General features: G+C 68.0%; 23 protein-coding genes and 1 pseudogene. 16 read left to right on the top strand and 8 right to left on the bottom strand.

Annotated elements, in window-relative coordinates:
- Positions 1 to 123 precede the first annotated feature (123 nt).
- Both ACY34K_RS30595 and ACY34K_RS30590 read left to right on the top strand, forming a co-directional pair.
- Positions 124 to 417: an EndoU domain-containing protein gene (locus tag ACY34K_RS30595; protein WP_462752919.1), complete on the top strand. Its 294-nt coding sequence runs from the start codon at positions 124 to 126 to the stop codon at positions 415 to 417.
- Positions 418 to 533: 116 nt separating this feature from the next.
- Positions 534 to 836, top strand: a complete 303-nt coding sequence (locus tag ACY34K_RS30590) for a hypothetical protein (RefSeq protein WP_462752917.1) — start codon at positions 534 to 536, stop codon at positions 834 to 836.
- 52 nt (positions 837 to 888) lie between these two features.
- On the opposite strand, the pseudogene ACY34K_RS30585 reads toward ACY34K_RS30590, so the two are convergent.
- Positions 889 to 1,261: pseudogene (locus ACY34K_RS30585) on the bottom strand (transposase); the annotation flags it as partial.
- Between the two features lie 1,195 nt (positions 1,262 to 2,456).
- Between ACY34K_RS30585 and ACY34K_RS30580 the strand changes: the two are divergent.
- From ACY34K_RS30580 to ACY34K_RS30570, 3 genes are all read left to right on the top strand, one after another.
- Positions 2,457 to 3,695, top strand: coding sequence for an IS110 family RNA-guided transposase (locus tag ACY34K_RS30580; protein ID WP_462752915.1), 1,239 nt, complete (start codon positions 2,457 to 2,459; stop codon positions 3,693 to 3,695).
- Between the two features lie 62 nt (positions 3,696 to 3,757).
- A complete protein-coding gene (locus tag ACY34K_RS30575) occupies positions 3,758 to 4,525 on the top strand; it encodes a hypothetical protein (protein ID WP_462752913.1) in 768 nt (255 codons plus the stop codon).
- A 103-nt stretch (positions 4,526 to 4,628) separates the two neighbouring features.
- Positions 4,629 to 5,345, top strand: a complete 717-nt coding sequence (locus tag ACY34K_RS30570; RefSeq protein ID WP_462752911.1) for a transposase — start codon at positions 4,629 to 4,631, stop codon at positions 5,343 to 5,345.
- Between the two features lie 19 nt (positions 5,346 to 5,364).
- Here ACY34K_RS30570 and ACY34K_RS30565 read toward each other — a convergent pair whose 3' ends face one another.
- Positions 5,365 to 6,249, bottom strand: a complete 885-nt coding sequence (locus ACY34K_RS30565) for an IS982 family transposase (RefSeq protein ID WP_462752909.1) — start codon at positions 6,247 to 6,249, stop codon at positions 5,365 to 5,367.
- 983 nt (positions 6,250 to 7,232) lie between these two features.
- Between ACY34K_RS30565 and ACY34K_RS30560 the strand changes: the two genes are divergently transcribed.
- Positions 7,233 to 8,522 carry a hypothetical protein gene (locus ACY34K_RS30560; RefSeq protein ID WP_462752907.1) on the top strand — a complete coding sequence of 430 codons (1,290 nt, stop codon included), beginning with the start codon at positions 7,233 to 7,235 and terminating at the stop codon, positions 8,520 to 8,522.
- A 953-nt stretch (positions 8,523 to 9,475) separates the two neighbouring features.
- Here ACY34K_RS30560 and ACY34K_RS30555 read toward each other — a convergent pair.
- Positions 9,476 to 9,760: a hypothetical protein gene (locus tag ACY34K_RS30555; RefSeq protein ID WP_462752905.1), complete on the bottom strand. Its 285-nt coding sequence runs from the start codon at positions 9,758 to 9,760 to the stop codon at positions 9,476 to 9,478.
- Between ACY34K_RS30555 and ACY34K_RS30550 the strand changes: the two genes are divergently transcribed.
- A complete protein-coding gene (locus tag ACY34K_RS30550; protein WP_462752903.1) occupies positions 9,755 to 10,444 on the top strand; it encodes a hypothetical protein in 690 nt (229 codons plus the stop codon). The genes ACY34K_RS30555 and ACY34K_RS30550 overlap by 6 nt on opposite strands.
- On the opposite strand, the gene ACY34K_RS30545 is transcribed toward ACY34K_RS30550, so the two are convergent.
- Entirely contained in the window at positions 10,401 to 11,066 is a 666-nt protein-coding gene (locus tag ACY34K_RS30545; protein WP_462752901.1) for a hypothetical protein, read from the bottom strand. The two genes, ACY34K_RS30550 and ACY34K_RS30545, sit on opposite strands and share 44 nt — an antisense overlap.
- An 88-nt stretch (positions 11,067 to 11,154) precedes the next feature.
- Entirely contained in the window at positions 11,155 to 11,661 is a 507-nt protein-coding gene (locus ACY34K_RS30540) for an SgcJ/EcaC family oxidoreductase (RefSeq protein WP_462752899.1), read from the bottom strand.
- Positions 11,662 to 11,822: 161 nt separating this feature from the next.
- Between ACY34K_RS30540 and ACY34K_RS30535 the strand changes: the two genes are divergently transcribed.
- The 7 genes from ACY34K_RS30535 (at position 11,823) to ACY34K_RS30505 (ending at position 18,108) form a co-directional block, all read left to right on the top strand.
- Complete coding sequence (locus tag ACY34K_RS30535) at positions 11,823 to 13,211, top strand: S41 family peptidase (protein WP_462752897.1); 1,389 nt, start codon at positions 11,823 to 11,825, stop codon at positions 13,209 to 13,211.
- 147 nt (positions 13,212 to 13,358) lie between these two features.
- Positions 13,359 to 13,829: a DUF6193 family natural product biosynthesis protein gene (locus ACY34K_RS30530; protein WP_462752895.1), complete on the top strand. Its 471-nt coding sequence runs from the start codon at positions 13,359 to 13,361 to the stop codon at positions 13,827 to 13,829.
- A 1,186-nt stretch (positions 13,830 to 15,015) separates the two neighbouring features.
- On the top strand, positions 15,016 to 15,438 hold the full coding sequence (locus ACY34K_RS30525) for a sigma-70 family RNA polymerase sigma factor (RefSeq protein ID WP_462752893.1): 423 nt from the start codon (positions 15,016 to 15,018) through the stop codon (positions 15,436 to 15,438).
- Positions 15,435 to 16,259: a hypothetical protein gene (locus tag ACY34K_RS30520; protein WP_462752891.1), complete on the top strand. Its 825-nt coding sequence runs from the start codon at positions 15,435 to 15,437 to the stop codon at positions 16,257 to 16,259. Before ACY34K_RS30525 ends, ACY34K_RS30520 begins: the two co-directional genes overlap by 4 nt.
- A gap of 141 nt (positions 16,260 to 16,400) precedes the next feature.
- Positions 16,401 to 16,571, top strand: a complete 171-nt coding sequence (locus ACY34K_RS30515) for a hypothetical protein (RefSeq protein WP_462752889.1) — start codon at positions 16,401 to 16,403, stop codon at positions 16,569 to 16,571.
- Between the two features lie 476 nt (positions 16,572 to 17,047).
- Positions 17,048 to 17,641, top strand: coding sequence for an RNA polymerase sigma factor (locus tag ACY34K_RS30510; protein ID WP_462752887.1), 594 nt, complete (start codon positions 17,048 to 17,050; stop codon positions 17,639 to 17,641).
- Positions 17,642 to 17,895: 254 nt separating this feature from the next.
- On the top strand, positions 17,896 to 18,108 hold the full coding sequence (locus tag ACY34K_RS30505) for a helix-turn-helix domain-containing protein (RefSeq protein WP_462752941.1): 213 nt from the start codon (positions 17,896 to 17,898) through the stop codon (positions 18,106 to 18,108).
- Between the two features lie 355 nt (positions 18,109 to 18,463).
- Here ACY34K_RS30505 and ACY34K_RS30500 read toward each other — a convergent pair whose 3' ends face one another.
- Together ACY34K_RS30500 and ACY34K_RS30495 are read right to left on the bottom strand one after the other, a co-directional pair.
- Positions 18,464 to 18,874 (bottom strand): helicase associated domain-containing protein, encoded by a 411-nt coding sequence (locus tag ACY34K_RS30500; protein WP_462752885.1) that lies wholly within the window; start codon positions 18,872 to 18,874, stop codon positions 18,464 to 18,466.
- Between the two features lie 293 nt (positions 18,875 to 19,167).
- Positions 19,168 to 19,302 carry a hypothetical protein gene (locus tag ACY34K_RS30495; protein ID WP_462752883.1) on the bottom strand — a complete coding sequence of 45 codons (135 nt, stop codon included), beginning with the start codon at positions 19,300 to 19,302 and terminating at the stop codon, positions 19,168 to 19,170.
- 125 nt (positions 19,303 to 19,427) lie between these two features.
- Between ACY34K_RS30495 and ACY34K_RS30490 the strand changes: the two genes are divergently transcribed.
- The gene (locus tag ACY34K_RS30490; protein ID WP_462752881.1) at positions 19,428 to 19,973 is read left to right on the top strand and encodes an RNA polymerase sigma factor; all 546 of its coding nucleotides are present in this window, start codon (positions 19,428 to 19,430) and stop codon (positions 19,971 to 19,973) included.
- 122 nt (positions 19,974 to 20,095) lie between these two features.
- Complete coding sequence (locus ACY34K_RS30485; protein WP_462752879.1) at positions 20,096 to 20,554, top strand: hypothetical protein; 459 nt, start codon at positions 20,096 to 20,098, stop codon at positions 20,552 to 20,554.
- Between the two features lie 153 nt (positions 20,555 to 20,707).
- Here ACY34K_RS30485 and ACY34K_RS30480 read toward each other — a convergent pair whose 3' ends face one another.
- Positions 20,708 to 23,137, bottom strand: a complete 2,430-nt coding sequence (locus tag ACY34K_RS30480) for a helicase associated domain-containing protein (protein ID WP_462752877.1) — start codon at positions 23,135 to 23,137, stop codon at positions 20,708 to 20,710.
- Positions 23,138 to 23,650: the final 513 nt, after the last annotated feature.

The following is a 23,650-nucleotide window of genomic DNA, read 5'->3' as shown; positions in this document are numbered from 1 at the left end:
GATGTAAACGGCGACCTGTACCTCGTGCCGGGGGCCCTGGGGGCGATTTTCGCTCATAGGCCTGCCGTTCGCCCAATCAGCTTTCCTTCCTGGAGGAAAATCGACATTGACATTACGCACATCGTGGACCGTCACACCAGTAGTGGCAGTACGTATCAAAAGAGTGTCCGGGATGCCGAGGCGAGTGCTCGAGCTAGAGGCGCGACGCCGCGCTACAAGGACAAGTTCTACGATGATATGACGCCTAAAGCCATCGAAAGTGCGGTTCGTCAGGCCTACAGGAAAGCTGGTTCGCCCATAAAGGTGCAGGGTGACAGGTATTTGATGAGAGGGCAGGCGGAGGGGATGACGATCGAATTTTGGTTCAATAAGGAGACGGCTCAGATCGAAACGGCTTATCCTGTGGGGCGTGGGTGATGTTCAGGATTTGTGTGGACCCAGCTTCACTCGAGCGTGCTCGCTCGGGGGCCATCTGGGGTGATGTGTGGCATAGATTTGGGGATCACGAATTCCCGCATCGCCACTGGAACGACATGATCGTTCCTTACCTCTCGGCTTTCATTGCGGCTACCCATACCGCGATGAAGGTAGGTGGTGAGGTGCAAGTAATGTTCTTTGATGGCCCCTTTTCTGTGAGAATCGCCATGCAAGGCGGCATGGTGATTCTGACTCCGGAGGGAGCCCCCGAGGTGCCTGCATGTGAGATTCCCATCGAATTTCTGGTGTCTGAGTTGGTTCAGGCAGGGAGGAGGGTGGCAGCGACTTGTGCCGATTTTGGGTGGGCCGAGGAAAGCGATGTGCGTCAGTTGCAGGCTGCTCTCAGATCCATTTCGTGAAACTATCCTGGGCACCGTGCCATGACAGGGCCTCAGCAGTTTTGCGTCAGGCTGGGATGCGGACGGTCGCGCTGGCCTCCTGGTAGGCATGGTCGGCGAGCACGAGGATCTCTGATGTGACAGGCCCGGACGATGCCGTGGGCGCGGGCCGCTGTCAGGTCGAAGCTCCATCCTGGTGTCGCGCGGGAGAGGTAGAGCGGTGTGCCGTGGGGTCGGGCGGGGACGTGCATGTTCATCCCACGTCGGCGGTTTCATGGAGTATTGCGGTTCATCGGCTGCGATGCGGTGGGCGGGGATGAGGGTGCTGTCGACGATGACGAAGTCGCCCTCGCCCAGCCCGGCCACGGCTTCGTACAGGCCAGGTGCCCAGGCGGCGACTATCCCCAGGGTCTGACGTACCGCCAGGCCGTTGCCTGCGAAACGCCCGCCGGCCTTGACCGCCCGCCGGATCCTGGCCTTCACGGCTTCGAGGGCCAGGCGGAGAGTGCAGAGCACGCCCCTGGACGGAAGCGTACGAACTCCTGCTGTCTCTCGCGAGAATGCCGCGGAGGCTTCTCGCTGAGCTGGCACTGCAAGCCGCTTAGTAGTTCCTGGTCAGTGCCTATCCAAGCGTCAATGGTGAGGACAGGCTATGAGAATTTGTTTCGCCCTCTGATGAGAAACACCTGCTCAGCGTGGTGAAAGTCGGTATACTACGGCGCCATTGACCTGCGGCTTTGGGTCGTAGTCAGAGCTCCTCCGGGGCAGTGGTGCATGGTGATGCGACCGTGGGGCACGCCTATGTTCTGCTGGTGTGTGGGGGCAGGCCGGGCTCTCCCGGCCCGGGATCCTTCTAGCGGGCCACCCCTGCTGGCGCGGGGTGCAGCGGATCGCGGCGAACCTTGGCCCGCTCGGGCGGATCACCCCTGCTTGGCGCGGGGGCAGGCGTTCGCGCCTGAGCTCGGCCGCACTGACGTCGGATCACCCCTGCTGGCGCGGGGGACGGGCTTCCTGAGCTGGGCCTCCAGGAGCGCTTTGCGCTTCCTATACCTTCGCGTTGCAGGTGGCTGACGAAATCTGACACACGGGGCGGTCTGTAGGCGCCGGATTGCTTGCACCTAAGGGCTGTCCCGTAACGGCTGATCTTGGCGACATGATCTTGGCGTGTCTGGTCTGATCACGGCGTCGGAGCCGTCCTAATTCCTTGGTAACGGGCCATGGGAGCCGGAGGTAGCCACCAACCTGTTCGAGCGCCGGGGGCGGAGGCCCTTCTCTCATCCCGGCCTTCCACAGTGCAGGTGGTGGGCCTCGCGGGCACCGACCGTACGCCTGGAGCCGTCTGGGCACTCGATCCCTTTATCCAGAGCGGCGGCGCTCGGTGTCTTCGAGGCCGCCACAGTCAGCACTGGCCGCTTGATCACTCGTTGGTGTTGGTGGTGCGAGCCCGCCGTACGGTGACCTCCTGATACTCCAGAGCCGTCAGAGCTCCCGAGGAGACCGGGGCCCGTGGGGTGCGCTGGCGCCACGAACGGCTAGTGAGGTGGCGGACCGACCGGATGGTCGAGTCCTGGAATTAGGTCGCTGCGTGGCCCGCATGCGCTCGCAACCAGCGCAAACACCGCATCTCTGGGGAGGAAAGAGTTGATCTACTGCGGCATCGACTGGGCCGAGAGGACACACGACGTTGCCTTGGTCGACGACACCGGCCAGCTACTTGCGAAGCGACACATCACCGACGACGCGGCCGGCTACAGGAGCCTAATAGACCTGCTCGCCGAGTACGGAGACACGGAGGACACCCCGATTCCGGTTGCGATCGAGACCTCGCGCGGTCTGCTGGTCGCGGTGCTGCGGGCAGGCAAGCGGAAGGTGTTCGCGATCAACCCGATGGCTGCCGCCCGCTACCGTGACCGGCATGCGGTCTCCCGCAAGAAGTCCGACCCCGGCGACGCCCTGGTCCTGGCGAACATCCTGCGCACGGATATGCCTGCCCACCGGCCGCTGCCGAACGACAGCGACCTGGCCCGCGCCATCGCCGCACTGGCCCGCGCTCAGCAGGACGCGGTCTGGAACCTGCAGCAGGTCGCCAACCAGCTTCGCTCGCTGCTGCGCGAGTACTACCCCGCCGTTCTGGAGGCCTTCGCCAAGTGGGATAACGGCTTGTGCCGACCGGAGGCCCGCGAGCTGATGAAGCTCGCGCCGACACCGGCCAAGGCCGCGAGCCTGACTCGCACCCAGATCACGGCGGCTCTCAAGCGTGCGGGCCGCAAGCGCGGCATCGAGGCGGACGTCGAGCGGCTGCGCGAGGCATTCCGCACCGACTGGGCCCGTCAGCCCGAGCTTGTCGAGGATGCGCTCGGCAAGCAGACGCTCGCCCTGCTCGGACAGCTCACGGCCGCCTGCACCGCCGCCGCCGACCTCGCCCAGGCCGTCGAGGAGGCGTTCCCGCAGCACCCGGACTCGGAAATCATCCTCAGCTTCCCCGGCCTCGGTATCCAGCTTGCCGCCCGGGTGCTGGCCGAAATCGGAGACGACCGCACCCGCTTCGCGGACGCCCGCGGCCTGAAGGCTTACGCGGGCGCCTCACCCGTCACCCGGGCCTCCGGCAAGAAGTCCAGCATCACCAGACGATGGGTGAAGAACAACCGGCTCAACCACGCCGGCTACCTCTGGGCGTTCTCAGCGATCACTGCCTCGCCCGGTGCCAAAGCCCACTACCGGCGGCGACGTGACGACCATGGAGACTGGCACGCCGCTGGCCAGCGCAATCTGTTCAACCGGATGGTAGGCCAGCTCCACCACTGCCTCAAGAACCGCCGCCTGTTCGATGAGCACACCGCGTTCCCGGCGCCGCGGGCCCCAGCACTGGCAGTGGCGTAGGTGATCCCGCTCACGACTCACCGCCCCCCAGAGATCGCTCCGCAGCGTGCTTGAATCACCGGATGATCGACTGGTCCACACTCCATGACGCCTACGGCCCGGCACACGCGATACCCGGGCTGCTGGACCGAGCCAGCGGTCGTGACCAAGAGGCCATCAACGGGCTTTGGGGGCGCTTGTGCCACCAGGGGACGATCACCCCGGCGAGCATCGCCGCGCTGCCGCAGCTGGCGGACATCGCCAAGACCGAGAACGCCGGGGACTGGGCGCTCGATCTGGCCGGAGCCATAGCGAGTGGCCTCCTTCAACCTCACGGTGCCGACGAAGAAGTCGCCCGCTGTGCAGCGACCTTGGCCAAGCTTCGCGCCATGGCCGTCGCCCGGCTGCGGTCTGGCCTGGACGGGAAGATCTACCTGAGCTGGCTGCGGGCCATGCTCGCGTTCGATGGCCAGCCCTTGTGGTTCGAGGCCCTGGACGACTTCACCGATTCCTTCGTCACTGTCGCCTGTCCGCACTGCGACGCACCAGTGACGATCGCGATCGGCGACTACGGATGCTACTCCTCAATCCGGGACTGGAATCTGGGGGATGTCCACCAGGTCCCGCTCCGGCCGGCCGTCCCGCACGAGCTGACTGACACCGGGAGGATGTTGCACGAGTCGGCCGTGCGGGATGGCCAGCAACGGCTCGCCTGGGGCCTGACGCACCTGTTCGGCCAGGCGGAATGTCCAGGATGCGGGAGCGTCTTTGGCATCGCAGACGAGTACGCGGCCGCCAATGCACCCGCCCCATGGGACTTCGCCCGAGGCCACATCAAGGACGCTCTCTGATGACCACCGGCAGGACCCTCGAAATCGAACGGCGAGCTCATGCCCGCTGTCCCGGCTTGACGGCTTGGCGCCGTGAGGTGTCTGGATAGCCCCGTTCTCCGGGATGAGCCCGCGGCAGTTCGGCAAGCTGGTCACCACCCTGCGGCGCGAAGGCGCGGACTCGGCCTGCAAGGGCCGGCCGTGGAGCCTGCCGCTGCACGACCGGGTCCTGCTGGTCACCGCGTATTGGCGGACGAACTTGACGCTGCGGCAGCTCGGCCCACTGTTCGGTGTGTCCAAATCGGCTGCCGCCCGGATCATCGGTCATCTCGGACCGTTACTCGCCCTGCGGCAGCGCAAGCGGTTCCGCAAGCAGGCCGTGTTGATCGTGGACGGCACCCTGGTCCCCACCCGCGACCACACGGTCGCCGAGCAGTCGAAGAACTATCGGTACTCCACAAACCACCAAGTCGTCATCGACGCCGACACCCGCCTCGTCGTCGCCGTCGGCCGACCCCTGCCCGGCAACCGGAACGACTGCAAGGCATGGGAACTGTCCGGAGCCAAATCCGCTGTCGGAAAGGCCGTTGTCATCGCTGACGGTGGATACCGGGGCACGGGCCTGGTCATCCCGCACCGCCGCGAGCGCGGACAGGGCCAACTTCCCTCTTGGAAGGAGGAGCACAACGCCTCCCACCGCAAAGTTCGAGCCCGCGTCGAGCACGTCTTCGCCCGCATGAAGACCTGGAAGATCCTGCGCGACTGCCGCCTCAAAGGCGACGGTGTTCACCACGCCATGCTCGGCATCGCCCGCCTGCACAATGTGATCCTCACCGACTAGATGAGTGAGTCCGATGTGTTCAGTGGTCGTAGGCGATCAGGGATCGTTTGGTCTTGGCGTTGGTGGTCCAGTTGTGCCAGATACCGGCGGCGAGGGCGAGGAGTCTTTGTCCGGTGCGGGTGAAGACTCCGGCGGGGTTTCTGCCGCCGTGCTGTTCGAGGCTGAGCTGGCCTTTGAGGGTGTCGATGACGGCTTCGATCCACTGCCGGACCCGGGCGGTCTTGCCGTGGCGGACCGGCTCGTCCTTGCGGTCCGGCCGCACCGGGTGAACATCGAGCCGCTCGGCGAGGAGGGCTTCGAACTCCTTGCCCGCGAAGCCTTTGTCGGCCAGGATCACCTGCCCGGATCGCACGAGGCGGTGGTCGCGTTCCAGCAGCGCGGCCATCACCTCCCGCTCCCCGAGCTTGGGGTGGGCCAGGCACCAGGTGACGGGCATGCCTTCCGCGGTGGTGACCAGGTAGAGCCGAAAGCCCCAGAAGAAGCGGGAGTGGCTTGGGCAGTAGCCGTAGCCGGCGTGGCCTGCCAGGTCGGAGCGTTTGACGGTCTCGCGGGAGGCCGCACACGGCAGCGGCGTGGAGTCGATCAGCCGCAGGTCGTCGTGCCAGGTCGGCACCTGCCTGGCCAGGGCCTCGATGACGTGGCTGATCAGCGGCCCGGCGGCATTGAGTCGCTTGTTGTAGGCGGACTGCTGGGGCAGGTAGCGGAAGAGGTGTCCCAGGCGTGCGTGGGCGAAACGGATCCAGTGCCGGGCGGAGGGGAAGCCGAGCAGCACCTGGGCGACAGCCAGGCACAGCAGTTCGGCGTCCGTCAGTTTCGGGGGTCGCCCGATCCGGCGACAAGGCGCCACATGGTCGTCGATGAACACGTACAGTGCCGCCAGAAGGGCGTCCAGGTTTGTCTTCACACACTGACCAACGGGCGCCCTTCGCCATGGTCGCGACCAGCACACACATCGGACTCACTCATCTGGGGTGCCGCGTCGTCTGGGTCGAGGGCCGGCTCGGTGCAGGAACTCGAGGACGTCGTTCGGGCCGAAGGCGCGGCCGAGGATCTCGCCGTCGCAGCGCACCCGGCGCCCGCCCTGCTCATCGACGTACATGCTCCTGGCGACGCCCCGGTCACGGCCTGCGGTTCGCCCAGCGGCTGCGCCACCGCCCGGACGAGTGATCGCCGTAGGCGTGCTGCCGCTCGCGGGGTCGCGCGGGCGGGACGGGGCCCGTGGACAGGCCAGGGGTGGCAGCCCGGCCCACTGACAGGACGGGGACCTCACGGCTTTGCCCCTTTCGCCGGGGCCCGCGTTACCCCGAGTGCGTGGGCCCGGCAAAGCTTGGGGCTGGCTGGTGTGCACGGCTCGCCCTGTGCGAAGGGCCGTCGTAGACAGAAGTCATGAGCGAGGAGAAGTCGGCGTGGCATCCCGGTGAGATCGCGCCCACCAGCGGGATCTACGAACGTGACTGCGGCAGAGAGCACCACTGGAGCACGACGTGAAGGGGCACCGGTTCCCGCCGCTGCCGTCGAGCTGCTCGAGCGAATTCTGGACGCTGGAGAAGCCGACGCATCGCGAGAACTACCTCGGCTGACCCAGGTCGGCGCGGATTGTGTCGAAGGCGCCTGCGGAGCCGATGCCTGCGGCGGCGTGTGTGAGTGCCTTTGTCACCGCGTCGCGGGCCCAGGCGGGCAGGGTGCCGACGGCCGCAGCGGTGTGGGCCCACGCCGACGTCACGGGGCATCTTGATGCAGGAGATCGGGATCCGATGAAGGGCGGCAGTAGCCGAGAAGGCCCCACTGTCCGGGACAAGGGCGGGGCGGCTGGTCACGGGCGAGGCCCGTGTCCGGGACACGCCCGAGGGGCGGACAAGGGCCGAACCCCGGTCCTACCTTCCAGCCATGGACACCACACGCAGAAGCGTTCTTCGCGCCGTCACGGCGATTCCCTTCACCCTGGCCGTCGGCGGCCTTGCCGCCCCCGCCGCCGCCCATCACGCGGCCCCGCCGGAGGCGCCGCACACCTTAGGGATGGAGCCCGTACGCCTCTGGATACGGGAGGGCACGCCCGGAGGCGCGTCGTACGCCGAGGCGATCCGGCACCTGCGGGACTTCGCGAAACTGAAGCCGGTGACGGTCGCCGGCGTCCTCGCCGACCCCCGCAACACACGCGCCGTGCTGGAGAGGCACCCGACCCTGCGGGGCAACCGTCGCGTCCGGCACTGCTTCAGGTGGGCCGACACCGACTTCGAGACCCGGAGCTGGCGGCCGCAGGGCATCACCACGGACTACGACGCGAACGGCTCGGGCGGGCGGACCCTGCTCGTGTCCTGGTACACCCTCGACGCCGCCCGCCACCAGGCCGCCCGGATCACCTTCGTGGACCGCAGTCGCCGCATACCCCGCTACCGCCACGTCCTGCTCGTCGAGCCGGTCCTGACCGGGGACGAAAGCCTGCCCGACTTCAAGCCCGTGAACGCCCATGTCGGTGGAATTGCCTGGTACGGAAACCTGCTCTACGTCGTCGACACGCGCAAGGGCCTACGGGTCTTCGACACGAACGCGATGCTCAAGGTCGTCACTGGCGGCCCCGCCAGGGACCAGTGCGGCTACTTCGACGGGAAGTACTACGCCTACGGCGCCAAGTATGTCCTGCCGCAAGTGCGCGCCTACGACGACATCGAGCACCCCAACGAGCGGATGAACTACTCGCAGGTGTCCCTCGACCGGACTTCGCAGGGCGGCCCCTCCTTGCTGGTGAGCGAGTACGTGACCCCCGGCCAAGGGCCGCTGACGGCACGCGGGGTCCGTTTCGCGCTCGACGGGCAGGGGCGGCTGTCCCCCGTCGACCCCGGCACAAAGTCGGTGCTCTCGCCCACGCCCTACGCGATCCACGACGGCGCGCAACTCCAGGGCGCGCTCAGCCTCAAGTCCGCCGGTGGCGAGGAGTTCTACCTTTCCGTCAGCAACGGCAGGCTGGGCAACGGCAGCATCCGCCACGGAAGGGCCGACGCGGCCAAGGTGGTGACCACGCGCAAGCTCTGGTCGACGCCTCCGGGCCCGGAGGACCTGAGCTACGCCGAGACCGGCGGCGACAAACTGCTGTGGGGTCTGTCGGAGTACGCGGAAGGAGACGAGCCGGGCAAGGCGACGCGGAACACCCGGTACGTGTACGCCTTCAAGGTCGGCTAGGCATATTGATCACGAGCGTTGTTAACGTGACTGGTCTTGACGCTGACTGGTCTTGATCATGGCGAAGACCTCCGGTGTGGTGGAGGCGTCTACGCTCCACACCACGCACGGAGGTCTTCGTGTGCCACGGTAAGGCACCGGCTGACCGATCACGGCAGGCGGATCCTGGTGGAACGTTTCGTTGCGGGCCGTGACGTCCGCTCTCAGCGCAGATTTTCGAGCCGCACCCTCTCGCCGCCGAGCGAACCGGCTCGCACCGCATCGTCCTCGGCAGCATTGCCGGCACGTTCACCGACATCGTGTCGCTTGAGGGGCCACCGCATAGCCCGTCCCCTACCGTCCGTAACGCTCGTGCAGTCCTTCTATGGACCGTATCCGAACCACACATCATGACGGAACCCGCAGCCGTGTAGTGCCTCGCGCGTGCCGCGTCAGGGACCACCCACGGATGCTACTGGACCACCTGCGCGCTTCCACGGTTAGCGGCGCATGGTGGTCGGGCCTGGCCACGTGCTGATGGCGCTGGTCACGAAGAGGACCGGTAGCAGCGGTGTGGATGACTCGGGCCCGCTGCGATACCAGTGGTGCTGCTCCGCGCCCGGGCGTCACGTTTTGAGACGGTGGTGAACGCCGGGTCGACGAGTACCGCTTGGGGGTCAGGTGAACGAGTCGTAGGCGTTGGTGGAGGCGTCCCAAATCGCGTCGGCCGCTCCTTCGGCGTCGTCGTTGCGCAGCGCTTCGATGGCTGCTGCGGTTCCGCCCGCAGCGGCGAGGTAGTAGCCGGCATGGGTGGCGACGTGTGCCGTCTGGCGGGCGGCTTCGGCGAACCCGACGCCGTGAGCGGTGGCTGCCGCGTGTGGTGTCGTGAGTGAGGTGAGGCCGCCATGCGATGCGATGGCCTTGCCGCCGACGATCGCGGCTTTGGCGGCTCCGGCTGCCCCAGCCGCTGTGGCCTAGTAATGGATCTCCCATTTCCCGCCCCGGCCGGCGACGGGGGAGGGCTGGCCGAGGTAGGGGGCGAGGAGATCGTGGTCGTAGGTGCGGTGGATTGTGATGCCGGCGGGGGTGATGGCCTGCCAGCGCACGGGCAGCAGCTCGAGGTAGTCGCTGCCGGTGAGCGGGACGGGCACGTACCCGGCGACGGCGACCAGCGCGGCCCACATCTGGTTCGGCGTGAGCGCCTTGCGGGGCATCAGCGCGTGCCGCAGGCCTTCGTGGGGCCGGTGGTGGTAGTGCACCAGCCACTCATCAGGCAGGTCCTGCAGCTGGGCGACGCTGTAGCAGGCTTCTTGTTCGGTGTCGGGGCCGCGGCGGGTGACGTCGGAGCCGGTGTAGCCGGGCAGGTGCTGGCAGAACAGGTGGTTGATGGTGCTGAAGGTCCGCTCGACGATGCCGTTGGCGGCTCGGGCGTGGGGCGGGGCGGGCTCGACGCTGCTGCCCAGGTGTTCGCAGGCGGCGGTGAACGCGGCGGAGACGAAGACCTTGCCGCGGTCGACGACGATCGTCTCGGGCAGGACGGCGGCCGGGGTGCCGCACCGGCCAAGCGCTCATCCGGCGCGGCCAGCCGCTGGTGGGGGAGTTGCGGGGGCGTGGTCCATGCGCGAGATGTCCGGCCGGGTCGGCCGGGCGGGGTGCGGGACGGCCATCTCCGCCAGCAGCAGGGCCGCGTCCACGGCTTTGGTTGTACTCGGGCACAGGACGGCGGCGAGGATGGCGCGGGTGGCGACGTCGACGGCGATGGTGAGTTCGGGGCGGGCGAGGCGGCCGTCGTCGAGGAGGGCCAGGACATCCAGGCGGGTGGTGTCGATCTGGACCTGCTCGCCGGGCCGCAGCGCCGTGGCGGGGGTGAAGACCCCCCCGTCGACACCCGCTGCTGTATCACGGGCCCGGTGGGCAGTTCACCGGGCGGGCGAGAGCGGTGACGAGCCGGTACAGCGTGGCCTGGGATGGCGCGGGCACCGTACCGGGGCCGTGCCGGTCTTCAAGGATCTGGTTGATCAGCGGGAACAGGCCGTTGACGGTGTCCCTGGAGCGGCCGCGCCGGCGGCGCCGCGCCTCACGGACGGCGGCGACGCCCCGCTCGTCGGCCCGCCCGGTGGGACTGGAGACACAGGTGGAGCGGTGGTCGAGCAGTCCCCACAGGCCCTGTTTGCGGTACGCCAGCCGCATATTCTGCACCGTCCTGTCCGACACCCGCACAAAGCCCAGCGCCGTCAGCTCAGCGGCTTCGGCGCGTTCGCGCTCGGCCAGCGTCCACCTCTGCGGGTCATACTCGGCCCGCATCACCCCGTCGCTGCCGGGTCCGCCGGGCAGCCCGCACTCGACTTCCCTGACGTGCCGCTGCCATGCCAGTGCCTTCTCGCGCGCCGCGGCGGGGGAGGTCTCGAACAGCCCCCACTGCGGGGAGGCCTGGGGCGCGTCGGCTCCGACGACGGCGAAGCCGGGGTCGGCGAACAGATGCCCGGCGAGTACGGCCTCACCACCGCCGTCCGGCCCGACGAGGTGGATGTCCTGCCCGGCCAGGGCGACCACCTGCCACTTCACGCCGCGAAAGCGGACGTGCGCCCCGACCTTGACCGCCGGCCGGGCATTGCGTCGCGCCCCCCGGGCCCCCGGCACCCCGGTTGCCGGCTCAGCCCGCGATCGCGGCCAGTGTCTCCGGGTCGATGACCTTGGTGTTCTGGGCGGCGGCGACCCGCCAGACGCCGTCGTCCTTGGCCAGCACGTACATCGGCGTGCCCGGCACGGCGTCGGGGTGGGCCGCCACCAGCGCCTCGGGGTCGGCGTCACCCCGGAACACCTCGTCGAGCCGCTCGCCGCCCCGGGTGACCGGGCGCTGGCGCACCTTCACGGCGGCGATGTCGGGGCGGACGAAGAGGATGTGCTCGACCTCGTAGGTGGCCGTCACACCCTGGTCGATCGTGGCGGGCAGGACCTTGTGCGTGAAGGCGCTGATCTCCTCGAACCCGGTCAGCCGCCTGCCGTGCGCGGTGGTCCAGAAGGCGTCCGGTCTGAAGCCGCTCATGAAGGCGTCGGGCAGCGCGTTCTGCTGCGCGTGCTCGACTCCGGCGACGAACGCGACGATCGCGTCCACGTCCTCCTGAGGAACCGTCACACCCGCGACCTGGGGCCTGCTCATGATGTGCCTCCCGCACTCGTTGCTTCGTGGATACGCGTACAGCCTCCGACCTCAACCATGCTTGATGTCAAGCGCGTTCCTCCGGGGTGGGGTTGTCCCCCGTACGGACCGGCGGGCCACCGGGATGTCGCCGCCGAGCCGCGCCGGCGATGCTGTCGATCATGAAAACGAAGCGCGATTGGCGTACCTGGACCTGTGCCGCACTGCTCGCTGCGACGGGCGGCACGACCCTGACGGCCGCACCGGCGTCGGCGGGCACGCCGCACGGCGTGGACGGGGTGTGGCGGATGGACGGGTACGGGACCGTGCTGACGGTCGGCGACGGGGAGCTGCGGGAGTACCACACGAGCGCCGCCGGCTGCCTGCCCGGCACCACCGCGCGGCGCACGGAACCCACCACGTACACCGACGGCTCGACTGTGTACCGGATGCGGGCCCTGCCGGGCGGCGCCCGGGCCTCGGTACACCTGGACGGCTCGACGGGCGACCGCGGCCTGCGGCGCGTGGCGGCGCTGCCCGCCGACTGCGGCAGGCCGGCGCCCACGGGCGCGCTCGCCACGTTCGACGTCTTCTGGCACACCTTCGAGGAGAACTACCCCTTCTTCATGGCGAAGGGCGTCGACTGGCACGCGGTCCGCGACCGGTACCGCCCCCGCGTCCACGACGGCATGCCCGACGCCGAACTTTTCGGCGTCCTCCGGGAGATGGTGCGACCGCTGTACGACGCGCACGTGCGGCTCGACGCCGGGGACACGGGGAGCTTCGCGCAGCCCCGTCCCGGCACGCTTGTGCCCGGGCCGGAACTGGACGCTCGGGTCCGCAGCTGGATCGAGCGCCGGGACCTCGGCGGCACACCGCTGCGCGCCTTCGCCGGCGGCCGCGTCGGCTTCGCCGAACTGCCCGGCGGCATGGGCTATCTGCGGATCTCCGGCTTCGGCGGATACGCGGGCCCGGGCAGCGACTACGCACGTAACAGCGCCGAACTGGACCGCACTCTCGGCGAGGTCCTCAAGCCCGGCCTGCGCGGCCTGATCCTGGACCTGCGCGTCAACGGCGGCGGCTCCGACGCCCTCGCCCTCCAGGTCGCCGAACGCCTCACCGACCGCCCGTACGTCGCCTACGCCAAGCGCGTCCGCGACGACGCGGCCGACCTGACCCGCTTCACCCGCCCCCAGCCCGTGACCGTCCGCCCCGCCCCCGGCCGGTTCCGCTACACCGGGCCGGTCGCGGTCCTCACCGGCGGCGAGACCTACAGCGCCGGGGAAACCCTCACCCAGGCCCTGATCGACCGCCCGGCTCCCACCGTGCGCATCGGCCGCCCCACGCAGGGCGTCTTCTCCGACGTGATGGAACGCGAGCTGCCGTACGGCTGGTCCTTCGGCCTGCCCAACGAGGAGTTCCTCACCTCCTCGGGCACCACCTTCGACGGCACCGGCATCCCGCCGCACCACCTCGCGGGCGTCCTCACCGGCGAAGTGGCACGCAACGCGCGCGACTCGGCCTTCGACCGTGCGGTGCGGGAGCTGCGCCGCCGGACTCCGCAGGGCTGAAGCGGCGACGGCCGGGCCGGGCTGAGTCAGGCGCGGCGCGTGGCCAAGGGCAAGCGCCCCAAGGACGTATCCCGGGGCGGGCGAGCGGGCCGGCCGCAGCCAGGGTGGAGGGCTGTGGGGGCGCACGGGTTCGTTACGTGATGGGGGATGGTGGCCTTCGCGACCGAACGAGTAGCGGCGGGGATGATGGTCACCATGGATGGGACATCACCGGGCCGAGCCGTGGTCGAGGCGGGTTGGCGGAAGGTGTGCGACGACGGGCGGGTCCGTCCGGAACTGCTCGAAGCGGCTTACGCTGAACCCCGCCTACGCCGGCTGTTCCCGTGGACAGGAATGGGGGAGTTGCACTTCAGCCGTTGCACAGGGGAGCGATGGACATGGGACATCCCCTACATCTCGGCCGTGGCCGAAGGAGGGTACTGGGTCTCCGCCCCTCTGCGCAGTGAGACCGTGGGGCCGGCCGCGATGCCACAGCAAGCCATCGCGATGGTGGTCGAGCGCCTCCCTCCGAACTGCGGACCTGCATTCGTCGGGACCCCGGAAGAGCTCGCCGCCCACGAAGCCGCGATCTCGCGCGCCGCCTCCGCGGCCCCGGACCCCAGCCACTTCACTGACTGATCCAGTGTTGACCGTCGTGTCCCGGCGCAGCGGTGACCACCTGCCCAGGTGACACCTATGTGTCCCGGCACATCCGGGCAAGCCTGCCGGCGGCGTCCTCGAAGAGAGTTGTACCCGCAGATGTCTGCACAGGCGGACCCGAGGTTGCACCGAAGGTGTGAACCCCCCCTTCGTGGGCCGACACCTCTTTCTCGGCGATAGCCGGAGAAAGAGGGCTTGTTGTTCTGACGGCCTGGCGCGGCCTGCTTCTCGATCTGCATGCCGCATCGGCGATTCCGCACGGGCGGCCGGCTGGGATGCTGGTGGGCGAGCCTGCCCTGGGTGTGCCGGGTTTGATTGTCTTTTCGGCCTGCCGGGGGGCGTGGGCGCTCGGTACGATCGTGACGCTGCGGGATGTTGTTCGGAAAGCGGCGACAGGCCGTGGTGACATTGAGAGAGGGCCCCTGCCGGTAACAGGGGCCCTCTTGTTGTCCGTGAGCTGTCCGCATCGCGCCCGGGAGGACTGACGAGGGGCTGCCACGGCGGCGGCTGCCTTACCGGCGGGCCGTTGGTGCCCAGTCTCACCAGTATCGGGGGGCATTACAAGATCGCAGAAGCTTTCCGCTGCCTTCCGAATGACATACGCGCACCTCAGAGCCCTTTCGTCGCGGAGTGTCCGGGCCGTTCCGAACGGCTGAGGTGCCCCCGTCGGCTCAGCCGTGCCTGCTGTGGGACTGCTGGAATCCGGGCGGAGGGGCGCCGAACGCCCCCCGCGGTGCGCGATTTTCGGGTGTGTCGTTCCGCCGGGGAGAAGGGCTTGCCACCGTACTGCCGGACACAGCACGCTTGCTTCCCATCACCGTCCGTGTCGGCGACCGGTAATCGCCACACGGGCACCGTCAGGCGTGTACACACCAGCGCCCAGGAGGCCCGATCATGCACCAATCCCGATTCTCACGCTCACGAAGTCTGCGTAGAAGTGTTCTGCCCACCCACCTGTCCTGTGGGACGGGGGCGTTGTCCCCGGCCCTTCGTGCCGCGGTATTCGTGGTCATCGTGCTGGTGGTGGTCGCGCTGCTGAAGTCGGGACAGACCGTCCTCGACGCGCTCGGTCGAGATCGAGCTCGCCCCCACCGGCGAGCTCGCGGTTGGCGGTGTGGACGATCGTCCGCAGGCTGAGGTGCCCCGACGCCCCGCACGGCGGCCAGTGGGTTCATTCCGACCGCGAGATCATCGGTGTGGCGCACAGCGAAGTGGGCTCCACGACTTCCGCCGCTATGCGTGGAGCATCCTGCGCGCCACCGTCAAGGCCAAGGCCGACTATCGCGACCAGCGGCCCGTCCTGGGCGACGCTGCTTTCGACACCGTCGCCCTGCGCGCGCAGACCTCCCCGGAGGGCCAGGCGGCGCAGCTGGCGGAGAGCCTGGAGCTGTTCACCGCGATCAGCCGGCTGCCCGACGCCCAGCTCGACGTCATGGTGCTGCGGCGTGTGTGCGGGTTCCCGCGGGAAAAGGTCTCCGACCTGCTCGGCATCCCGCCGGCCGCCGTACGGTCCGACGAGCGCCACGCCCAACGCTTCCTGGACGACACCATCGAGCTGCCGCCCCAGACCGGAGGACCCACCCTATGACCACGCTCGAACACATCCTGTCCAGGGCACTGCTCGTCCGCGACCGCACCGTGCCCCGCGACACCGTCCCGCCCCGCGAGCCCGACCCGCACGCCCGGCCGGCCCTCACACCGGTCATGCCGGGCGGGACATCGAAGCCGGCGGCGGACGCGGCCGAGGACCTGCGCGCGCTGTGCGAAACCCTCGTCACCCACACCCCCGCCACCGCGGTCGCCGAATTCGTCACCGACCAGGTGCCCGAGCCCCGCAGCGCACTGGTCCTGGCCTGCGTCCTGCAGCTGACCGACACCGACGACGGAGCCCGCTTCTGGTGGCAGTACGCCGCCGGAGCCGGCCAGCCCGCCGCCGCCTACTGCCTCTACCTTCACCACCTCTCCCTGGGCGAGACCCACACCGCCCGCTGGTGGCACAACCAGACCGACGACGCACACGCCTCACCCACTCCCGCACGTACGACCTTGCACCAAGGCGACAAACCCGTCGTCCTCCACCACGACCACACCGCCCCCACCACCACGATCCTGCGCATCCTGCGCCGCCTCGCCCGACAGGCCACCCGCCCCCGCCCCGCCGTAGTCACCGAGCTGATGGACTACATCCCCACCGCCGTCGCCATCGGCTACCTCCGCGAACCCGAAAGCGAGCTGCCCCTGCCCGGCCCCGACTTCGCCCGCAAAATCCGCGCCCTGCTGGAAGCCGCCGCCACCAGGCCCGCCCGGCCCAGCGAACTCCCCGCCCGCCCACCCACACGCCCCGGCCTCCGGCGAGAACGCACCACACCGCGGGCCCGCCGCCAAGTCGACGAAGCCGCCACCCACTAAAGGAGCCACCAAGCCGCCCCCGGAACCCCCGGGGGCGCCGGCCTGTGTGGTTGCCCCGAAAACTCGAACAAGCAATCCAATCAGGGGTTGTGGACGCGCACGACTTTCCCCTCGACCTCCTCCGGGCCCAGACCTCCTGGTATGCCACCTACCGGCGGCTCGCGGACCCCGCTCCCGCGGTCCGCGGGACGCCGGGAGCTGCTGCAGTTGTCCGCCCGGATCGCCGGCCACTCCTTCTGGTCCAGCCCGGCCGGGACGCCCGCCGCGCGGATGGAGCTGAAGGAGCTCGCCCAGCGCGAGGCCGGACGGTGAACCCTGCCCTGGCCCTCACGGGCGAGGCAGGTGCGGGCTGCCGCTACGCCCCGTTCCCATGCTGCCGCCCGGCCGCCAGCCCTTGCCGCGGGCCCGGTCTCGGTGACCTGGAGTACGGTCAGCGCTCTGACCTCACCTAATACGAAGCCGTCCTGCTTCCGGAAAAAATTTTGTGTCTGAGAGGCAGCGGTTGGTGCCTCTCAACCGACTATCTGGTGTGAATACTCTCTTGGTGCACGGGACAGGCTGGCTCTGGTCGGCCGTTGTGCAGCTGCCGGTCCCGTGGGGCATGTGTCTGCCCTTTCTCTTCGCAGGGGCCGTGATCTTCCTGAGCGAATGGCAGCGCAGGACCACCCTGGTTGCGCTTATGCGTAACGCTCCGGCCGGCAGCGAGGTGGTCCAGGGACGGGGCACGGGGGCCCGGCCATGCGCGTACGCGTAGGGGGCACCCCGGCGATGGACGAGGGGGGACGCGAGTGACTCAACGGCGCATTGCGCATGAGGTCGCGGAACAGGTCGCGGCCCTATGGGACAGAGAGGCAAGCGCCCTGACCCGATACGCCATGGTGCGGATGGGAACCGACGCAGCCGCCGCGGAAGACCTCGTGCAGCGCACCTTCATGGCGGCTGCGGAACGCTGGTCGTCGATCGCCGATGCGGACGCGAACGCCCGCCGCGGCTGGTTGCGCAAGGTCTGCCGGTACAAGTGGATCGATGACATCCGCCGTACGGAGGCGCGTGATCGGTACCAGCTCGGTGTGCAGCAATTGCACAGCATGAGCGCGCCTGACCCCGCCGATCTCGTGATCGCGCGCGAAGATCTCGAGCAATGCTGGCAGGTGATCCAGACCTTCCCGCCCGTACGCCGACAGGTCGCCCTGCTGTACTTCCTGGAGCAGCAGACGCCGCTGTTCATCGCGAACCTGCTGGACATCCAGCCGTCAGGCGTACGCAAGCACGTGTCACTTGCCCGAAAACAGCTGCGCGAGGCACTGCCCAAGCTCCTGAAAGAGAAGACCGATGAGGTGGCAGTGCGAGAGGCACGAAAGGGAGAGGAGGAAGCAGCATGACGAATAGCGCCCACGACACAGATACCGTGATCGCCAACCTGCTGCACCAAACCGAAGCCGCCGTGACCATCGACGAAGCGAGCCTCGCCCGGCGCAAGCAAGGGCTGCTCAGCTGGATGGCGGAGGAGGCCGACGAACCGTCCGCCGCGACAGAGACCGCCCCCGGTGACATGCATTCCGCCGGCCAGGAAGACGAGGTGCCAGGCGAACTCCGGAAGGGGCGCCCGCCAGCTGATGCGAGTGATGCGAGCCAGATCAGGGCCGTGGTGGAAGGCACTGTCTTCCTCACCGTGGCTGAGGCCGCTGACAAGATGCGCGTGTCCAAGATGACCGTGTACCGGCTGGTCCATGCGGGTCACCTTCCCGCGATCAGAGTCGGTCGCTCCTTCCGCGTCCCTGAACTGGCAGTGGACGAATACCTGCGTGAATCAACGGTATCCCTGCTGACTCAGAGCACGGAGGACTGACAGCAGCTCTCCGCATGGGGATGTCATGTGGCCGAGGTGGCAGAGGTGAACCATTACAGCGGCCCCTTGAAGGGTACGGGCGGCAGCGGCTCGTACTTTCCTCAGACGCTGCTGCCTGTCCGTCTCCCTTTCGTCGTATTCGATAATGAGAGCGCGAGACGTCGGTCAGCTGCCCTCACGGGCGGGTAAGGGGCGGGCAGCCGCTACGCCCCGCTGTCGCCCAGTCGCCGGCAAAGCACAGGATCTGGCGCGGCTGTGCGAGATGGCGGACGTCGGACGACTGCACCCCGAAGAGGCCGCCACCGTCGGCGATGCGCCCTCCCGGTCTCGCGAGGGCGCATTACTGCGTGATGGGTCAGATCACCCCAAGCTCTGTGAGTACGGCGGCGCGCTCGGCCGGCAGCGCTGCGCGTCGGCTCCGCTGGTTCGCGAGCCATACCCCCAGTTTGACCTGGTGCTCTTGACCCTCGTGTTCGATTCGTTCGGTGTGACCGCGTGAGACGCCGGTCAGGGTGCCCTCCCGGGCGAGGTAGGCGCGGGCCGCCGTGAGGCCGCGTTCCCATGCTGCTGCCCGGCCGCCGACCTTTGGCGCGGCCGCAGGCTCGGACTCGGTGACGCCGAGCGCGTCCAGCCGCTCGCGCTGCGCCTCCGACAGCTCCGCCCATGTCTCGCGCTGCCGGGCGAGCCACTTGCCGACGTCGGCGCCGTGCACGGTCACCCCGGGGACGATCTCGTCGGCTGCCGCTTGCCCCGCTACGGCGGTCACCTACCAGCCCGCCCCGTAACGAGCGATGCCGAGAGCGGCGAACGGCTGAAGTACAAGAAGAGTCCGTTGCTCTGACGCGTGCGACGGCCAGCAGCGTGAGGGAGGGCCGTACCCGTGAGGGCGCGGCCCTTCGGCGTTTCTGAGACCCGTACGGGTAGGGGGCCCATCCCCCCGCGAACCGACCCCGCCCGGGCCGGTTGGCAGTCCCGTCCAGCGGGGCGCCGCCAGATTCCGACCCTGGCCCCCTTCGGGTCCGTCTCTGATCAGGGGATGTGTGGTCAGGGGATATGTGGTCATGACAAGTACTCCAAGAGCAGCGTCATGACGGCAGTGCCCACCCCGATTGCGGCACCGGCCTTGACGTCGCGGTACGCCACATAGACGGCCATGACGCCCAGCATGATCACGAGCACGGTTCTGGTGTCCATGACTACTCGACGCCAGGCAGCCGGATTTTTTTCTCTGCCCCGGCTGCAAAATTCCGCCCCTCTCACCGGACAGACATGTAGGACCTCTGCGCAGCATGGTCCCGCCCTCTCGACCTGGAGGTCACATGACTCCCCACCCATCGGCGAAGTCGAAGCCACCCGCAGAACTCGAACGGGAATTCAGCTACCAACTGAAAGGGGTATGGGAAAAGCTGGTGCCCTACCTCACGCGAAACTCCGGCGACAGGCATCTTGCGGAAGACATTGCGTCAGAAGTATGCATCGTCATGTTGCGAGAATTCCGTAGGGGAATCCGGTTTCAATCGTTGATGGCCTTCGCCACCCTCGTCGGCCGTCGGAAGCTTTATGATCACTATGCACGTGAACGAACAAAGAGGGAAACTGTAGAACTAAAGGAGAATCTCCGGCCGAGTCCGGACAGCTCCCGTACGGAAGACGATCCCACATCAGGGAACACCATCTACTGGGATCTCGTAGCCGCCGCCAAATCTGCAATCGGCAACAAGCGGGAAGCGCTCGCCTGGGAGTATGCGTATGTGTGGGGGCTCAAGGGCGTGCAAATCGCCAAAATCTTGAAGGTTTCATCATCAACTGTGTGTCGAGATCTGGAAAAGGCCAGCGAAAAGGTAAGGCGCTGTTTGGAGGAGTAGCTCCCGTCTCGGGATCGCGGCACCTCAGTCTCCGTGGTCCCCGGGTCGGGATCTAGTCCCGGTCGGGAGCTTGAAACTCCCAAGGGCTTGATTCGGAAAGGAAAAGGAAGGGATACCCGCGCATGCAAAAGGACGTTTCACGCTCCTCGCCTCATGAGAGGCTAATGAGCTTTTTGGACGAGAGGGGCACAACTGACCCGCTCCATCTGTCCCCCACGTCTTGGGACACGCTGTTCCGAAAGATCTCTGACGCAGCAGAGGAGGTGGAGATTCGCAGCGGGGAGGAAGGCGTACCGGTGTCTCCCATCCCTCTAGCAACGATGCTGGAGTACCTGGAATCTGGGCCGGCCAGCGATCAGGAAGTAGTGCTGGACGACGCATCCTGGAGTGAGCGGTACCGGAAAATCTCGGACGCAGCACGCCAGCCTGTCCCCCCGACCCAGCTCGACGATCACGACGACATCGGCGGCATGTACGCGGCCGAATCCGCCGAAGACTTCACTTGTGGCCAGCCCACCACCGAATACGGCCCCGACGAAGAGACCTCGGACGGAGAGCGGCGCTCGCCAGCGACTAGGTAGCACCTGACTTTCATTCCATCCGCTGGTGGAAATGCCGAAGCACCCATCCTCGTGGCGCCTGGTTCGAGACACCGAACCGGGCGCCACGGTCTCTGTGCACAGCGCTGCGCCCCTCGCGTCGGCGAGGGGCGCAGCGCTGGCCTTTGGGCCGGGTCAGATCACCCCGAGTTCCACCAGTACCGCCGCCCGATCCGCAGGGAGCTTCGCGCGGCGTGTCTTCTGGTTTGCCAGCCACACTCCGAGCTTCACCGCGTGTTCCTGGCCGTCATGCTCGATCCGCTCGACATGTGCCCGGGAGACGCCCGTCAGCGTGCCCTCACGGGCCAGGTAGGTGCGGGCCGCCGCCACCCCGCGTTCCCATGCCGCCGCCCGGCCGCCTCTCGTCGGGGCCGCCACGGGGGCCGGCTGCGCGACTCCAAGCGCGGTCAGCCGCTCGCGCTGCGCCTGTGACAGCTCGGCCCACGTCTCGCGCTGCCGCTGGAGCCACCGGCCGACGTCCGCGCCGTGCACGGTCACACCGGGGGTGATCTCGTCCACGGCCGCGCCGCCGTCCACGACCAGCGCCCGTACACCCGCGTAGTGGCGCTGCCAGTCGATGGGCCAGTCGGGGTTCCAGTCCTTGTCGATGGCGGCGAGCTGTGCGGCCCGCTCAGACGACAGGGCACCGGGCCGGCGGCAGTTGGACAGCCACTGTCCGATAGGCCGTCCTGTGGCCCCTGACGGCCCCTCCAGCGCCCGTGCGGCCTCTCCGCCCGGCTCGGCCACCACCGCGCTGCGCGGAGCCGCAAGCGTCCCGTACCGGCCCATGTAGAGGCGCGCGGCCGCAAGGTTGTCCTGCCACTCGGCCTCCGCCGGGTCCCACACCATCCCGAGCCGCTCCAGCCGCCCCACGCGCCGCCCGTCGAGCTGCCCGGAGGCGTACGCGGCGCGCTGCCGGCGAATCCACCGCCCCAGCGGGTACGACTCCCAGTCGGCGCCCAGCGGCACCCGCAGGTGGCCCTGGTGGCTCGCCCACGTGCGCGCTGCCCAGTAGCCGCGAATCCAGTCCCGCCGCTCGGTGTCGAGCACCCGCAGCGACACCAGCTCAGCGACAGCGGCCGGATCACGCGGCGTGGAGAACCGCAGCAGGGTGCGCGATTCCTCCTCACCCTCCTCGGGCTCGGGACCGATCGTCTCCCCCGGCTGCCGGGGTGAGTTCTCCTGTGGCATGGCCAGCAGCTCGATCACACGCTCATCATGCGCCCGAAGACCCATCAGGACCTTTACCAGCGGCCGGTAAGAGGCGGACGTGACCATATTTGCCCGCGTCCAATGCTCATCCTCCCCCAGGAAAACAGGCACGATCAATGAGGCCAGTTTGCCCGCGTTGGGCTTTTGCCGAAGCGCCCGCCCGATGGCCTGGACGATATCCACCGACGAGCCTTTGGGGTCGAGCAGAGCGACCGAGTCAACCGCCGGGCAGTCCACCCCTTCCCCCAAGACCCGGCAATTCGAGAGAATGGCGCGATGGGCTGTTCCGCCGAACTGGCCCAAAACCTGAGCGCGGTGGTCGGATTCGTGCTCGCCCCGCAGCCATCCCGACCACACCGACGCCGGGTACTTCTCCGGATTAGCCGCGTGCAATTCCTGGGCTTTCTTCTTCAGCCCCTTGCAGAAAGCCTCTGCCTCCACCGTGCGGTGGTGAAATGTGATGATCTTCTGTAGTCCGTGCTCGGCGGCCGTCCGCAAAAGCGCCGCTTGCAACGCGCCCAGCCGCAGACCCCGAACCTCCTCCTCCCGCGCCTCCGGCCCGGACAGCCGCTCAGGCGTCACCACCGGGTCGCGGACTTCCACCACCAGGATCTGGTACCGGGCCAGCAATCCCAGGCTGATGGCGTCCGCCAGCCCCAGCTCATACACGATCGGCCCGAAGACGCTCTCGTCATCCATCGAGCACGCCAGCTCGGCCGGCAACGCCTCCCGCAGCCCGGCCCGAACCTCCCGGCTTGGCGGACGCTCCTGCCAGATCCGGGGCGTGGCCGTGAAATACAACCGCCGCGCCGCCGGCACCTCCGACTGCCGGTGAATCGCCGCCCACGCCTTACCCATGCTCCCCGACGTCCGGTGCGCCTCGTCCACCACGACAAGATCGAAAGGCTGCATTTCCCCGGCGTACTCCGCACTGAACGCGCTTGTGATGACAGGCAGTGACGCATAGGTGGCGTACATGGTCACCGGACCCCGACCGTACCGCTCGGCGAGAACCATCGGATCTGTGGTGGTCCGCACATTCGCCGCATAAAGCCCCGCGTCATCGTCCAAAGAACACACCGCCACTGACCGGCCGTCATGACCCTCTGCGCGCCATTCCCTTACCGTCTGAGTCAGAAGGTCGAGAGTCGGCAACATGACGAGAATCCGGCCGCCCTTTGCGATGCGCAGCGCGGAGTGTGCGGCGATCAGCGTTTTTCCGGTACCACACGCGGCCACCACAGACACGCGCAGCCCGTTCGCTGGGATTCCCTTCGGCGGCGCGTCAAGGGCCGTTACGGCGGCTTCTACGGCTTCTACCTGGTGCGGGCGGAGCTCACGCGGTGCGCTCATTGGGTCCCCTTCCCTTGCCCCTGTCCGGGGGTCCGGCTGTTCCGGTCGCTCTACACAGTGCTTAGAAGTGATGCACGGGAGCTAGGCCGGTGGCCGTTCTTGTGACGGTAGCAGGGTGAGGGCGGGCGTGTGGTGGTTTTGGTGATCGTCCGTCAGTTCGCTTGCCCACTCGGTTGGGTGGTGTTGTCGGATTCGCGGGAGGGGTGTTGGTGGGTGTCCTGCTGGGGTATGCTGCGGGGGTTGGTTGTTGGGGCCGGTGAGGGTCAGACTCACAGACTCCGGGGCTAACAGAGTCTGTGAGTCTGGTAGTTGGAATGGCGGCCTTACCTGGGGATTAGCGTCTTCTGTCACTGCTACACAGTCGGCCGAAGTGATGCACTCGCTTCCCTCCGGCCGTAGCCAGCCCCGCGCGGAGCGCGGTTAGGGAATTGGAGCGGAGCGGAAATTCCCACCCCCTTTCGGAGCGAAGCGGAGAAAGGGCAGAATTACGCGAAGCGTAATTCCTCAATTCCC

This window comes from Streptomyces sp. STAM6 (assembly GCF_054963715.1).
Note: the sequence above shows the minus strand (reverse complement) of the source record. Positions and strands in the feature narration are given on the sequence as shown.

Excerpts from the sequence above, each read along its gene's own strand:
- ACY34K_RS30590 (WP_462752917.1), top strand. The coding sequence starts at position 534 with ATGATCGTTCCTTACCTCTCGGCTTTCATTGCGGCTACCCATACCGCG.
- ACY34K_RS30575 (WP_462752913.1), top strand. The coding sequence starts at position 3,758 with ATGATCGACTGGTCCACACTCCATGACGCCTACGGCCCGGCACACGCG.
- ACY34K_RS30570 (WP_462752911.1), top strand. The coding sequence starts at position 4,629 with ATGAGCCCGCGGCAGTTCGGCAAGCTGGTCACCACCCTGCGGCGCGAA.
- ACY34K_RS30560 (WP_462752907.1), top strand. The coding sequence starts at position 7,233 with ATGGACACCACACGCAGAAGCGTTCTTCGCGCCGTCACGGCGATTCCC.
- ACY34K_RS30540 (WP_462752899.1), bottom strand. The coding sequence starts at position 11,661 with ATGAGCAGGCCCCAGGTCGCGGGTGTGACGGTTCCTCAGGAGGACGTG.
- ACY34K_RS30535 (WP_462752897.1), top strand. The coding sequence starts at position 11,823 with ATGAAAACGAAGCGCGATTGGCGTACCTGGACCTGTGCCGCACTGCTC.
- ACY34K_RS30530 (WP_462752895.1), top strand. The coding sequence starts at position 13,359 with ATGGTGGCCTTCGCGACCGAACGAGTAGCGGCGGGGATGATGGTCACC.
- ACY34K_RS30520 (WP_462752891.1), top strand. The coding sequence starts at position 15,435 with ATGACCACGCTCGAACACATCCTGTCCAGGGCACTGCTCGTCCGCGAC.
- ACY34K_RS30515 (WP_462752889.1), top strand. The coding sequence starts at position 16,401 with ATGCCACCTACCGGCGGCTCGCGGACCCCGCTCCCGCGGTCCGCGGGA.
- ACY34K_RS30495 (WP_462752883.1), bottom strand. The coding sequence starts at position 19,302 with ATGGACACCAGAACCGTGCTCGTGATCATGCTGGGCGTCATGGCCGTC.
- ACY34K_RS30490 (WP_462752881.1), top strand. The coding sequence starts at position 19,428 with ATGACTCCCCACCCATCGGCGAAGTCGAAGCCACCCGCAGAACTCGAA.
- ACY34K_RS30485 (WP_462752879.1), top strand. The coding sequence starts at position 20,096 with ATGCAAAAGGACGTTTCACGCTCCTCGCCTCATGAGAGGCTAATGAGC.
- ACY34K_RS30480 (WP_462752877.1), bottom strand. The coding sequence starts at position 23,137 with ATGAGCGCACCGCGTGAGCTCCGCCCGCACCAGGTAGAAGCCGTAGAA.